The sequence below is a fragment of the Streptomyces sp. GESEQ-4 genome, assembly GCF_017948455.1.
GTDB lineage: Bacteria > Actinomycetota > Actinomycetes > Streptomycetales > Streptomycetaceae > Streptomyces.
This window is the reverse complement of sequence record NZ_JAFFSU010000006.1, coordinates 82978-95725: the sequence shown is the minus strand read 5'-3', so window position 1 is coordinate 95725 and position 12748 is coordinate 82978. Positions and strand designations below refer to the sequence as shown.

General features: G+C 70.2%; 12 protein-coding genes. 9 read left to right on the top strand and 3 right to left on the bottom strand.

Annotated features, from left to right (window positions below; all coding sequences use genetic code 11):
- The 3 genes from KCH48_RS14325 (at nt 1) to KCH48_RS14315 (ending at nt 2964) form a co-directional block, all read left to right on the top strand.
- On the top strand, nt 1–1236 hold the full coding sequence (locus tag KCH48_RS14325; RefSeq protein WP_210574059.1) for a CdaR family transcriptional regulator: 1236 nt from the start codon (nt 1–3) through the stop codon (nt 1234–1236).
- Nucleotides 1237–1345: 109 nt separating this feature from the next.
- Entirely contained in the window at nt 1346–2119 is a 774-nt protein-coding gene (locus tag KCH48_RS14320) for an IclR family transcriptional regulator (protein ID WP_210574057.1), read from the top strand.
- Complete coding sequence (locus KCH48_RS14315) at nt 2116–2964, top strand: SMP-30/gluconolactonase/LRE family protein (RefSeq protein WP_210574055.1); 849 nt, start codon at nt 2116–2118, stop codon at nt 2962–2964. The genes KCH48_RS14320 and KCH48_RS14315 overlap by 4 nt, the downstream gene beginning before the upstream one ends.
- A gap of 21 nt (nt 2965–2985) precedes the next feature.
- Here KCH48_RS14315 and KCH48_RS14310 read toward each other — a convergent pair whose 3' ends face one another.
- The 3 genes from KCH48_RS14310 to KCH48_RS14300 all read right to left on the bottom strand — a co-directional run bounded on the left by KCH48_RS14310 (nt 2986) and on the right by KCH48_RS14300 (nt 6315).
- Nucleotides 2986–4335, bottom strand: coding sequence for an NAD(P)/FAD-dependent oxidoreductase (locus KCH48_RS14310; RefSeq protein ID WP_210574053.1), 1350 nt, complete (start codon nt 4333–4335; stop codon nt 2986–2988).
- A gap of 85 nt (nt 4336–4420) precedes the next feature.
- Nucleotides 4421–5713 (bottom strand): MAB_1171c family putative transporter, encoded by a 1293-nt coding sequence (locus KCH48_RS14305; protein WP_307840882.1) that lies wholly within the window; start codon nt 5711–5713, stop codon nt 4421–4423.
- On the bottom strand, nt 5710–6315 hold the full coding sequence (locus KCH48_RS14300) for a toxin-antitoxin system, toxin component family protein (protein ID WP_210574051.1): 606 nt from the start codon (nt 6313–6315) through the stop codon (nt 5710–5712). The genes KCH48_RS14305 and KCH48_RS14300 overlap by 4 nt, the downstream gene beginning before the upstream one ends.
- A 214-nt stretch (nt 6316–6529) precedes the next feature.
- Between KCH48_RS14300 and KCH48_RS14295 the strand changes: the two genes are divergently transcribed.
- From KCH48_RS14295 to KCH48_RS14270, 6 genes are all read left to right on the top strand, one after another.
- Nucleotides 6530–7888 (top strand): extracellular solute-binding protein, encoded by a 1359-nt coding sequence (locus tag KCH48_RS14295; protein ID WP_210574043.1) that lies wholly within the window; start codon nt 6530–6532, stop codon nt 7886–7888.
- Complete coding sequence (locus KCH48_RS14290) at nt 7885–8826, top strand: carbohydrate ABC transporter permease (protein ID WP_210574041.1); 942 nt, start codon at nt 7885–7887, stop codon at nt 8824–8826. Before KCH48_RS14295 ends, KCH48_RS14290 begins: the two co-directional genes overlap by 4 nt.
- Nucleotides 8823–9677: a carbohydrate ABC transporter permease gene (locus tag KCH48_RS14285; protein WP_210574039.1), complete on the top strand. Its 855-nt coding sequence runs from the start codon at nt 8823–8825 to the stop codon at nt 9675–9677. Before KCH48_RS14290 ends, KCH48_RS14285 begins: the two co-directional genes overlap by 4 nt.
- Entirely contained in the window at nt 9674–10645 is a 972-nt protein-coding gene (locus KCH48_RS14280; protein WP_210574036.1) for an arabinan endo-1,5-alpha-L-arabinosidase, read from the top strand. The genes KCH48_RS14285 and KCH48_RS14280 overlap by 4 nt, the downstream gene beginning before the upstream one ends.
- Nucleotides 10646–10709: 64 nt before the next feature.
- The gene (locus KCH48_RS14275; RefSeq protein WP_210574034.1) at nt 10710–12224 is read left to right on the top strand and encodes an alpha-N-arabinofuranosidase; all 1515 of its coding nucleotides are present in this window, start codon (nt 10710–10712) and stop codon (nt 12222–12224) included.
- A gap of 28 nt (nt 12225–12252) precedes the next feature.
- Nucleotides 12253–12711, top strand: coding sequence for an Rrf2 family transcriptional regulator (locus KCH48_RS14270; RefSeq protein ID WP_210574032.1), 459 nt, complete (start codon nt 12253–12255; stop codon nt 12709–12711).
- The last annotated feature ends 37 nt before the right edge of the window (nt 12712–12748 follow it).

Here is a 12748-nt window from a genome sequence, read left to right as displayed (position 1 = left end):
GTGTCGGCCCGATCCCCGGCAGTGTCCACGCGCTCGGCCTGGCTCGACGTCCCGCGTCTCCAGGTCCGCCGCTTCGCCGCGATCGCCATGTCCGAGGCGCCCGACCTGGCTGAGGAGATCCTGCGCGAGATCCGCCGCGAGTATCCCCATCTGCCGGTCGTCCTCGACGAGTCCGGCGAGCCGATGGCCCTGGTCGGCATCCGCCGCGCCATCGAGGTCTTCGTCCAGCACCTGGAGACCGCCGAGGGCCGCCCGACCGTACCGCCGGGCGTCTTCCAGGAGTTCGGCCGCGGCGAAGGTCTCAACGGCCGCAGTCTGGACTCGCTGCAGGCGATCTACCGCATGGGCGTACGACTGGCCTGGCGCCGTTTCGCCGACATCGGCCAGCGCGTGGACATCCCGCCCCCGGCGATGTACGAGCTGGTCGACGCGGGCTACGAGTACCTCGACGGCCTGGTCGACCAGTCGGTACGGGGCTACGCGGAGGCGGCCGCACGGCAGGCCGGAGAACGGCTGAGGCTGCAGCGCCGCCTGATGGAGCTCCTGCTCGCCGAGCACCACCGCGGCGACCCGGCCGACGCGCTCTCCGAACGGGCCGCCCGGATCGGCTGGCCGCTGCCCGAGAAGGTCGCGGTGGGCGTACTGCTGCGCCCCGCCCGGGAGGCCGTCGCCCCCGCGGTGGGCCAGGGCGTCCTGCTCGACATGGAGTACGAGCAGCCCCGCATGGTCGTCCCCGAACCGGACGCCGCCGGCCGCCCCGAACTGCTGCACCGCGCCCTGACCGGCTGGTCCGGAGCCATCGGCCCCCCGGTCCCCCTGGCGGACGCCGCGAAGTCACTGCGCTGGGCGGAGGCGGCCGTACGCCTGATGGAACGCGGTCTGCTGCCCGCCGGCGACGTCCTTTACTGCACCGAGCACACCGAGGCGCTGGTCCTGCTCCAGCCCGAGGAACTCCTCGACGACCTCGCCCTGCGCTGCCTCGCCCCCCTCGCCCACTGCGGCCCCACCCACGGCCGCCGGCTCGCCCAGACCCTGCTGGCCTGGCTGGAGACCCGCGGCGGAGCCCCCGAGGTGGCGGCCCGCCTCGGCGTCCACCCGCAGACCGTCCGCTACCGCCTGCGCCAGATCCGCGAACTCTGGGGCGACGAGATCGACGACCCGGACCGCCGGTTCGAGCTGGAGCTGGTGCTGCGGGCGCAGCGGTTGCGGGGGAGGCTGGGAGAAGTGCAGGGGTGACGGGTGGGTGCCTGCCCATTGCCCAGGCAAACAGACCTTGAGTAGCCTGTGTTCGTTATTCCGATCGCCTGTTGAAATCTCGAACACATACCAAGGGAGGGGGCCGGACGTGGGACGTCTCGTACCTGCCGTGACCCGGGCTCTCGACATTCTCGAGCTCTTCCTCGACGGGGACGGCACGCTCTCCGCCCCCGACATCGTGCGCAAGCTGCAGCTGCCGCGCACCACCGTGCACGAGCTGGTCACCACGCTCGCCGCCCGGTCGTACATCGTCCAGGTCCCGGGCCAGCCGGGTCGGTACCGGCTGGGTGTACGGCCGTACCAGCTCGGCAGCCGGTACGCCGAGCAGCTGGACCTCGCCGCCGAGGGACAGCAGGTCGCCCGGTCCGTCGCCGAGACCTGCGATGAGACCGTGCATGTGGCGATCCTCGAGGGCACCGACGTCATCTACATCGCCAAGGTCGACTCGACGCACGCCGTGCGGATGGTCTCCGCCGCCGGACGCCGGCTGCCCGCGCACTGCACTTCCGTCGGCAAGATGCTGCTGGCCTCCCTTCCCGAGACGGAACTCACCGCGCGCATCCCTCAGGACGCCGAGCTGGTCGCGATGACCCCGAACAGCATCACCGACCCGGCCGCCCTGCGCGAGACCCTCGACGAGATCAGGGAGCGGGGCATCGCCGTCGAGAGCCGGGAGTCCAACCCCGACGTCTCCTGCGTCGCCGCGCCCGTCCGGGACCGTACCGGGAAGGTCGTCGCGGCGCTGTCCATCTCCGTGCCGATGATCCGCTGGAGCGACGAGCGGCGTGGTGAGCTGGAGCAGCTGGCCGCCAAGGGCGCGGCCGAACTGTCCGAGCGGCTCGGTCACCGGAGCGTGGGATGACGTACAAGTACGAAGTCGCGGTACGGGCCGAGGCGACCCTCGGCGAGGGCCCGACCTGGGACGCGGCGGCCGGGCGGCTGATCTGGGTCGACATCCTCGGCGGGCGGGTGCACACATACGAGCCCGCGTCCGGCCGGCGAACGCTTCGGGTCGTCGACCAGCACGTGGGCGCCGCCAAGCCGCGCGCCGGCGGAGGGCTCGTCCTCAATCTCGTGGACGGGGTGGGCCTCCTGGACGCGGACGAAGGCTTCCGCTGGCTGCACCGCGAACGCGTCCCCGGCCGCCGCGCCAACGACGCCGCCGTCGCACCTGACGGATCGCTCTGGACGGGCACCATGCGGTACGACGAGGCGCCGGGCGGCGGCAGCCTGTCCCGTGTCACCGGTGACGGAACCGTCGAGACCGTCCTCGACGACGTGGCCGTCAGCAACGGCACCGGGTGGAGCCCCGACGGACGCCGGATGTACTACATCGACTCGCCGACCCGCTGTGTCGACGTCTTCGACCACGCGGCGGGGCGGATCTCCGGCCGCCGCCGGTTCGCCGAGATCGAGGAGGGCGCGGGCTTCCCCGACGGCCTCACGGTCGACGCCGACGGCTGTGTGTGGGTGGCGCTGTGGGACGGGGGAGCGGTACGCCGCTACACGCCGGACGGCGAGCTGGACCGGGTCATCACCCTCCCGACCCCGCAGGTCACGGCGTGCGCGTTCGGGGGAGCGGACCTCACCGACCTCTACATCACGACGGCGCGGGTGGGCCTGGAGTTCCCGCACCCGGTGGCGGGCTCGCTGCTGGTGGTGCCGGGGGCCGGAAAGGGCTTGGCGCAGCCGGCGTTCGCCGGCTGACGCCCGTCGTCGCGCGCGGGTTCAGCGCAAGCCCGCGCGCTTCAACTCGTCCCCGGTCAACGGCGGTTCGCTCAGGGGCGGCTGCAACGGCCCCACCATCGCCGCCAGCAGAACCGACGGAGTGAGCAACACCTCCGCCCGCCGCTCCAGCGACGTCACGTCGGTCACGCGGCGGGCGATCCGGCCGTTGCCGGTGGCCGTGTGCATGAGCCGGTTCACGTACGCGGCCACGAGCCGGTCCCGCAGCGTGGGCCCGTTCTCCGTGGCCCCGGGGTAGAACACGTCCTGCCCGATCGCCAGATCCCACGCCGCGCCGGCCGGCCGGGCCACCGCCTTCTGGATACGACGGGACAGCCCGGGCGAGCCCAGGCCGCGACGCCGTACGACATCCCGCAGGATCAGGGCGCTCTGCGCACCGACCGCGAGGCCATGGCCGTAGACGGGGTTGTACGCGGCGAGCGCGTCGCCGAGGACGGTGAAGTGGTCGGGCCAGACCGGCATCCGCTCGTAGAAGTTCCGGCGGTTGGCGGTCGTGCGGGTGAAGGCCACCTCGGACAGCGGCTCGGCCTGTGCGATCAGGTCGCCGACGAGTGGATGCCGCAGCTCCTCGCGGGCGAAGCGGACGAAGTCGTCGGAGGAGGCGTTCGCGGGGGTGGGTTCGCCGCCGCGGGTGCCGCTGAGGGTGACCAGCCAGCGGCCGTGCTCGATGGGCAGCAGGACGCCTGTCCGGCCGGGGCCGCCGTCCCGTGGGTCCGGCTGCACGTTGATCACCGGGAAGCCGCGGCGAGCCTGCTCGGGCGCGAGATAGAGCCGGCTGGCGTACGCCAGACCGGAGTCGACCTCGCGCCGCTCCGGCGCGGGCAGCCCGAGGTCGGTCAGCCAGCGGGGCGCTCCGGAACCCCGGCCGGTGGCGTCGACGACCATGACCGCGTCGAGGGTCCGCTCCCGGCCGTCGCGCTCGCGCACCCGGACCCCGGTGACCGCCTCCGGGCCGCCCACGAGCCCCAGCACCTCCGCGCCGAGCACCTCGATCCGCCCGTCCGCGAGGACCTGCGCGCGGACCGTCGCGTCGAGCAGGTCCCGTCCGGCCAGGATCACGTGGTGGGACTCGGGCCACCGGCGGAACCAGCCGCTCGGGGAGAGGCCGACCATGTCCGTGGTGATCGGTGCCCGGCGGGCCCCGGCGGCGCGGAGCACCTCGGTGATGCCCGGCAGCAGTTCCTCCATGGCCAGGGCACCGCCCGACCACAGCATGTGGACGTGGCGCGCTTGCGGCAGGCCCTTGCGGGGCGCGGGTTCCCGGGGCAGTTCGTCGCGCTCCACGACGACGACCCGGTCGGCGAGCCCGGCCAGGGCGCGTGCCGCGAGCATGCCGGTATGAGATCCCCCGAGGACGACGGCGACTCTGGCGGGGGAGGGTGGTTCACTCAAGCTTGCCTCGCGATGTCCACGCCGGTCATCCTTGCCGACCTGCTGTGCTGCCGGGGGTCCGGGGGGTGTCCCCCGGGAAGACGCTGTAGTCGTGCGCGGACGGGGCCTGTGCCGGGACGGCCGCGCGGGCGCGTACCGCCGTGATCTCGTCGGGAGCGCGCAGGGCCTCGGACACGGCGTAGATCTCCTGCAACAGGTACGCGGTGTCGGGGGCGGTCGTTCTGTCGCCCTCCGGGCCGCGCCGCTCCGCCTCCACCGCGTCCAGGATCGTCACGGCGGCGGCGAGGGCCTGGGCCCTGTCGGGCTCGGCACCGAGGGCGAGGGCGCTGTCGTAGGACCGGCGTCGCAGGTCCTCGTCGAGGTGGCGGGAGAGCTGGAGGAGCGCGTCGCGGATATAGGTCTCGCGGCGGATCAGGCGGATCTCGGGGGTTGCCCGCAGGGCGAGCGGCTCGCGGCGGCCGGTGACGCTCCGCAGCAGCCGGGCCAGCGGCGCCAGGCTCCGGCGCCGGCGGTTGACCAGCCAGCGTTCCTGGAGGTACTGCCCGGCGTGCGGGACGATGATGCCGACCGCGACCATGGTGGCGCCGATGCACGCGGCGGACGGCGCGATGTTGGTGTTGAGCCAGTTCAGGTCGTGTCCGGTCCAACGGGCCGTGATGGCGGTGAACTTGGCGGCGCTGAAGAGCAGGTTCGTGACGTAGCCGACGCTCAGGAACCTCAGGCCCCAGCGCAGCCAGCCGTCGAGGCCGTCGGTGCGGATCCAGGTCCAGATGAGCCGGGCGGTGATCAGACAGGCCACCGTGTGCACGATCAGATAGAGGAGGATCTCCTCGCGCATGAACGGTGTCGTGGCGTAGTACGTGTCCAGGTCCTCGATCTGTTCGACCGGTACGTCGGCGAGCGCGAAGAGGACCCACAGCGCGACGACCACGGCGGCGTAGACGGAGACGACCCACCGGGTCGCGCGCCGGGTCTGCGCCTGACGTTCGGTACGGCCGTTGCGCCAGTGGATGACGAGCAGTAGCCAGGACGCGGAGAGCGCGGTGATCAGGGAGTACACCCAGGGTGCCGCGATGTTCGGTACGCCGGTGACCCGGTTCGTCCAGGCGATGGTGCTCGGGGCCGCGAAGACGAACACCGCGCAGGCGAGCAGCAGCAGGCCGCCGACGGCGCGCAGCAGCGGGTCCCGCCACAGCTTGACGAGGCTGGGCAGCTTGATCGCCAGGGCGGTGCCGAGGACCAGGCCCGGGAGCCAGAAGGAGATGTACAGCCCCGTGAAGAACTCGGCCGGTCCTGAGGCCAGTTGGGGATGTGTCACCGCCGCCCGCCTCCGCGTCCGCGGTAGCCGAGGGACCTCTGGACCGGGTCGGGCGAGGTCTCGCCGCCCTGTCCGGCGACGAAGGGCCGGAACATCGCCGCCAGCCGGTGCCCGAAGTCGTCCGCCTCCGCCTCGTCCGTCTGCCGGGAGCCGTTGCGGGCCGCGACCGTCAGGGCGAGGTCGTCCCAGCCGCGGGGCCCGGCCAGGGCGTGGGCGGCGGCCGTGCCGATGCCGTGGTGGTGGCGGTGCCCGGCGTGCAGATGCCACAACTCATGGCCCAGGATGACCAGTTGCTGCACCGCCTCGGCCCGCTCCTCCACGATGACCAGGTCGAAGTCCTGGAACTCCACCCACAGGCCGGTGACTTCGATCTCCTCGGGGAACCGCTCGAAGCGCAGCTCGACGGGCCGTCCGCCGCGGCGCACGCTCATCTCCTCGCACAGCGCCCGGCACACCTCGTGCACCCCGGACGGTGGACGGGGCCTGGCCCGGACCGCGGCGCCGAGTTCGCCGGCGAGTTCGCGCATCACGGAGCTGGTTCTCGCGCGCCGCAGTGCCGTGGCGACCCGCCCCGCACTGTTGCGCGCGCCCGCGATGCCCATCGGACCCCCTTCTCACCGCCGTTCGGCAGCCCGTCAGAGATTACGCGCCCGGAACTGTCCACGTCATGCGATCGGCCGACCGTTGTCCAACGCGAAACGACCGGCGCCGACCGAAAGTCCTGTGCAACTCATTGACGTGCAAGCGCTTTCTTTTTAGGGTCCGGTTCGAAGTTACGAGCATAATCCGAAATGTCGAACAGTGAGGGCAGGGCACATGGGACAACCCGGCCTGAATCGCAGGCAACTTCTGGCCGCGGCAGGCGGATTGGCGGTCGCGGGCAGCTTCGGCTTCGCCGCACTCGGCACGGGCGCCGACGCGCTCGCCTCCGGCGCGGACACCCGGGTGCGCTACTGGAACCTCTTCAGCGGCGGCGACGGCTACAACATGATCGCGATGCTGGACGCCTTCCGTAAGGACAACCCGGACATCGCGGTGAAGGACTCCACCCTCCAGTGGGGCAGCCCCTTCTACACCAAGCTCGCCATGGCGGCCGCGGGCAGCCGCGCACCCGATCTCGGCGTCATGCACATGGGCCGGGTCACCGGGTTCTCGCCCGGCCGCCTCCTGGACGCCTGGGACGTCGACCTGCTCGCCAAGTACGGCGTACGGCAGCAGGACTTCAACCCCCAGCTGTGGAACCGCGGCGTCATCGATGGCGAGCTCTACGCCGTCCCGCTCGACATCCACGTCCAGCTCTGCTTCTACCGCAGGGACGTGCTGAAGAAGGCGGGGCTGCTCGGCGACGACGGCCGGATGGTCCCGGTCTCCTCCACCGACGAGTGGTTCGACGTGCTGAAGGAGGCCAAGGCGGCCACGAAGAAGGGCCTGCAGACCTTCGGCTTCTGGCACAGCGACCAGAACTTCCAGTGGTGGTTCTTCGTCGCCTTCTACACCCAGCTCGGCGGCACCTGGTTCAACGACGCCGGCACCGAGGTCACCTTCGACACCGACAAGGCCACCCAGGTCCTGGAGTTCCTGCGCCGGCACATCACCGACGGATACGCCGACCCGAACTTCGGGGGCGGCGCGGGCGCCGAACAGTTCGTCAACGGCTCCCCCTTCGTCTGGGAGGGCAACTGGTCGGTACCGGTCTTCGACGCCGCGAAAGTCGACTACGGCGCCACCCCGCTGCCGCCCGTCTTCGGCAAGCAGGCCACCCACGCCGAGGCGCACGTCTTCGTCCTGCCGCACCAGGCCGACCGCGGCGGCCCCGCCAACGAGGCCGCGCACCAACTCGCCGCCTACATCGTCAAGGATGCCCAGCAGTGGGCGCTCGGCGGCCACATCCCCGCCTACCGGCCGATCCTGTCCACAGCCGCGTACCGGAAGATGACCCCGCAGAACGAGTACGTCTCCGCCATGGACCACCAGGCCACCGAACCCAAGGTGTGGTTCGCGGGCTCCACCGGCATCCTCGCCCAGGACATCGGCCCGATCGTCGTCTCCTCGACGACGGGCTCCGCCAAGCCGGACGCCGCCGCCCGCCGGATGAAGAGCGAGCTCACCAGGCTGCTCGCGACGAAGAACCCCATGGACGGCAGGACCGCCGCGCAGGGAGGTGCGGTCGCATGACCACCAGCGCTCAGACCGTGCTCGCACCGGCGCGAGCGAAGACCGCCGCCGACAGCGCCACCGTCCGCCGGAAGCAAGGCTTCCAGCACGGCGGCTGGTTCGTGGCCCCGTTCCTGGTCCTCTTCGCCCTCTTCGTCATCTGGCCACTTCTCCGCGGCCTCTACCTCAGCTTCACCGACGCCAACATCTCCGGCGACAGCGCGAACTTCGTCGGCCTCGACAACTACCGCGAGGCCCTCCAGGACCCCCTGATGTGGGACACCCTCGGCCACAGCGCGTACTTCACGCTCCTGGTCGTCCCCTGCATCACGGTCCTCGCCTTCCTCCTCGCGATGCTCGCCCACCACATCGAACACGCCACCTGGCTGTGGCGCCTGTGCTTCTTCGCGCCCTTCCTCCTCCCCTCCACCGTCGCGGGCAACCTGTGGCAGTGGCTGTTCAACCCCGGCACCGGCATGATCAACCACGTCTTCGGCATCGAGACGCCCTGGCTGACCGACAAGTCGTACGCCATGCTCGCCATCGTCATCACCACCCTGTGGTGGACGGTCGGCTTCAGCTTCCTGCTCTACCTGGCCGCGCTCCAGTCCATCCCGGATCACCTCTACGAGGCGGCGAAGCTGGACGGCGCGAACGCGTGGCACCGCATGATCCACATCACGCTCCCCATGCTCCGCAACATCACCGGCCTCGTCATCGCGCTCCAGATCCTGGCCTCGCTCCAGGTCTTCGACCAGGCGGTCGTGATGATGGACTTCACTCCCGGCCCCGAGGGCGCGACCCGCACCTTCGTCCAGTACACCCTCGAAGAGGGCTTCACCAGCTACCGCGTGGGCTACGCCTCCGCCATCTCCATCATCTTCTTCGTGATCATCGCGGCCGTCGCCCTCGCCCGGATGTGGCTGCTGCGCAACCGTGAGGAGGGCGCGCTCCGATGACGACCGCCGTACCGATGAAGCCGCGCAAGGCATGGACCCCCAGCCAGATCATCCTCACCCTCCTCGGGACGGCCGTCTCCGTCGTCTTCCTCGCGCCGTTCGCCTGGGGCCTGTTCACCTCCCTCAAGTCGGAGACCGAGGCCGTCGAGGTCCCCCCGCACTGGCTCCCGAAGGACTGGACGGGCCAGGCATGGACGGCCCTCTTCGAGACCGGCAACATGACCAACTGGTTCGTGAACTCCCTGGTCGTCTCGGTCTGCGTGACGTCAGTGGTCCTGCTGGTGAGCGCGTTGGCCGGATACGGCTTCGCCCGCACGGAGTTCCGCGGCAAGGGCGTTCTCATGGCCGTCGTCATGGCGGGCCTGATGATCTCCCCCGCGGTCCTCGGCGTGCCTCTCTTCACCACGGTCCAGCAGATGGGGATGGTCGACACGTACTGGGGCATGATCCTGCCGCAGTGCGCGCCCGCCGCGATGGTCTACATCCTCTACAAGTTCTTCCAGGGCATCCCGCGCGAACTGGAGGAAGCCGCCTTCATCGACGGTGCGGGCCGCTGGCGCGTCTTCTTCACCATCGTCGTCCCCCTCGCCCGTCCCTCCCTCGCGGCGGTAGGCATCTTCACGTTCATCGCGTCCTGGAACAACTTCCTCTGGCCGTACATGGTGACCAACAACCCCGACCTGATGACGATGCCGAACGGCATCGCGACGGTCATGAACTCCTACGGCATCCAGTGGGCGCAGCTGATGGCGGGCGGGTTGATGGCCGGCCTGCCTCTGATCGTCGTCTTCATCTTCTTCCAACGGCAGATCGTCGCGGGCGTCGCCCACACGGGATTGGCGGGACAGTGAGAGCGCACAGAGCGTTGACGGCCGTACTGACGGCGGTCCTCCTGGGCTTCCTTCCCAACACGGCGCAAGCAGCCGAGACTTACCCCGCCCCCCAGCCGATCACCGGCCAGCAGATCATCCACGACCCGACCGTCATCCGCCTCAAGAAGGGCGGCTACGTCGCCTATTCGACCGGCGGCGTGCTCGGCGCCCGCGTCTCCCAGGACCGCACCCACTGGACTGACGCGGGCAACGCCTTCGCCGAGCCCCCGAGTTGGTGGTACGAGTACAACGACACCGGCGACCCCTGGGCCCCCGACATCTCCTACCGCGCCGGCCGCTACTGGCTCTACTACGCCGTATCGAGCTGGGGCACCAACCACTCCGCGATAGGCGTCGCCACCTCCCCCTCCGGCCTCCCCGGCACCTGGACCGACCACGGCAAGGCCTTCACCTCCGAAACGACTGACCACTGGAACGCCATAGACCCCGCCCTGACCAGGGCAGACGGCAAACTCTGGATGTCCTTCGGCTCGTACTGGACAGGCATCCGCATGATCGAGCTGGACGAACGGACAGGCAAGGCGGCAGCGAACACCCCGGTCCACCACCTGGCCACTCGCCCGGACGCGCCCTACGCGGTAGAAGGCCCGTACATCGTCAAACACGGCCGCCACTACTACCTCTTCGCCTCCTACGACGCCTGCTGCGCGGGCGTGAACTCGACGTACAAGATCAAGGTCGGCCGAGCTACGAAGATCACGGGCCCGTACGTTGACAGCACAGGAAGGCCGATGCTGGAGGGCGGCGGCGACCTGCTGCTGGAGGGACATGGGAGGTACGTCGGTACGGGAGGCCAGTCGGTGTTCCGGGACAGGGGCAAGGACTGGCTGGCGTATCACTATTACGACGCGGAGGATGCCGGCACGCCAAAGCTGGGCCTGAACAAGCTGATCTGGACAAGAAACGGCTGGCCAATCGCCGCTTAGGGGCGCGGGGAACTGCGCGACAAGCCCCCACGAACCCGCACATACTCACAACCGAAAGGACCCCATGCGCACCGCCCGCTTCACCCTGGACCCCGCATTCACCATCGGCCAGGTAAACCCCCGTATCTTCGGCTCCTTCGTAGAACACCTCGGCCGCTGCGTCTACACCGGCATCTTCGAACCGGACCACCCCACCGCAGACGACGCAGGCCTCCGCCAAGACGTCCTCAACCTGGTCCGCGAACTCGGCGTAACAGCCATCCGCTACCCCGGAGGAAACTTCGTCTCCGGCTACAAGTGGGAGGACTCGGTGGGCCCCGCCGAGACCCGCCCCCGCCGCCTCGACCTCGCCTGGCACTCCACCGAGACCAACCGATTCGGCCTCTCCGAATACATCGACTTCCTCCGCAAGATCGGCCCCCAGTCCGAACCCATGATGGCGGTCAACCTCGGCACCCGAGGCGTGGCAGAAGCCCTGGAGCTCCAGGAATACGCCAACCACACCTCCGGCACCGCCCTCGCAGAGCAGCGCATCGCCCACGGTGACAAGGACCCCTTCGGCATCAAGCTCTGGTGCCTCGGCAACGAAATGGACGGCCCCTGGCAGACGGGCCACAAGACGGCCGAGGAATACGGCCGCGTCGCCGCCGAAACGGCCCGTGCCATGCGTCAGATGGACCCCACCGTGGAACTCGTCGCCTGCGGTTCCTCCAGCCAGTCCATGCCGACGTTCGCCCAGTGGGAGGCGACGGTCCTCAAGGAGACGTACGACCTCGTCGACTACGTCTCGCTGCACGCCTATTACTGGCCCGAGAACGGCGACATCGACTCCTTCCTCGCCTCCGCCGTCGACATGGAGTCCTTCATCGACAACGTCGTCGCGACCGCCGACCACGTGGGAGCACAGCTCAAGTCGAAAAAGAAGATCAACCTGTCCTTCGACGAGTGGAACGTCTGGTACCTGCCCGAGTGGGAGGCGCGGGCGAAGGCGTTCGAGCAGGACGACTGGCCCGAGGCGCCCCGTCTCCTGGAGGACAACTACAGCGTCACCGACGCCGTGGTCTTCGGTTCGCTCCTCATCGCCCTGCTCCGCCACGCGGACCGCGTCACTGTCGCCTGCCTCGCCCAGCTCGTCAACGTCATCGCGCCGATCATGACGGAGCCGGGCGGCGCGGCCTGGCGGCAGACGACGTTCTTCCCGTTCGCGCAGGCGTCGAAGTACGGGCGCGGGCAGGTCCTGGACGTACGGGTGGACTCACCGACGTACGAGACGAAGAAGTACGGCGAGGCGGACCTGCTGCACGCCACCGCCGTACGCGCCGAAGACGGCTCGGTCACCGTGTTCGCGGTGAACCGCAGCCGCACTGAAGCGCTGCCGCTCGAAGTAGCCCTCAACGCCCTGGACTTGACCTCCGTCGTCGAGCACAGCACCCTCGCGGACGCCGACCCGGACGCCCGCAACACCCTCGACGACCCCGAGCGTGTCAGCCCGCACCCCGTCGAGGGCACGGCACTCACGGACGGCACCCTCACCGCCGTACTGGAACCGCTGTCCTGGAACGTGATCCGGCTGCGCTGAGACGGGCGGGACCGGTGACAATGGGCGTATGAGGATCTCGGCACGGGCGGACTACGCGGTACGGGCGGTACTGGAGCTGGCCGTGCGCCATGGCGACGGTCCGGTGAAGGCGGAGACCATCGCCACGGTCCAGGACATCCCGCACAAGTTCCTGGAGGGCATCCTCGGCGACCTCCGCCGCGCCGGGCTGGTCGACAGCCGGCGCGGCGGCAACGGCGGCTACCAGCTGGCCCGGGACGCGGCGGCGATCACCGTCGCCGACGTGATCCGGGCCGTCGACGGCCCCATCGTCTCCGTGCGCGGGGTCCGCCCGACCGGCCTGTCCTACGCCGGCTCGGCCGAGCCGCTGCTGCCGCTGTGGATCGCGCTGCGCGCCAACGTCCGCCGGATCCTGGAGGGCGTCACGATCGCGGACGTCGCGGCGGACGCCCTGCCGGTGGCGGTGAAGGAGCTGGCGGCGGAACCGGCGGCTTGGGAGAACCCGTAGCGCTCATGGGATCGGCTCGTCCTCGGTCGCCGCAGGG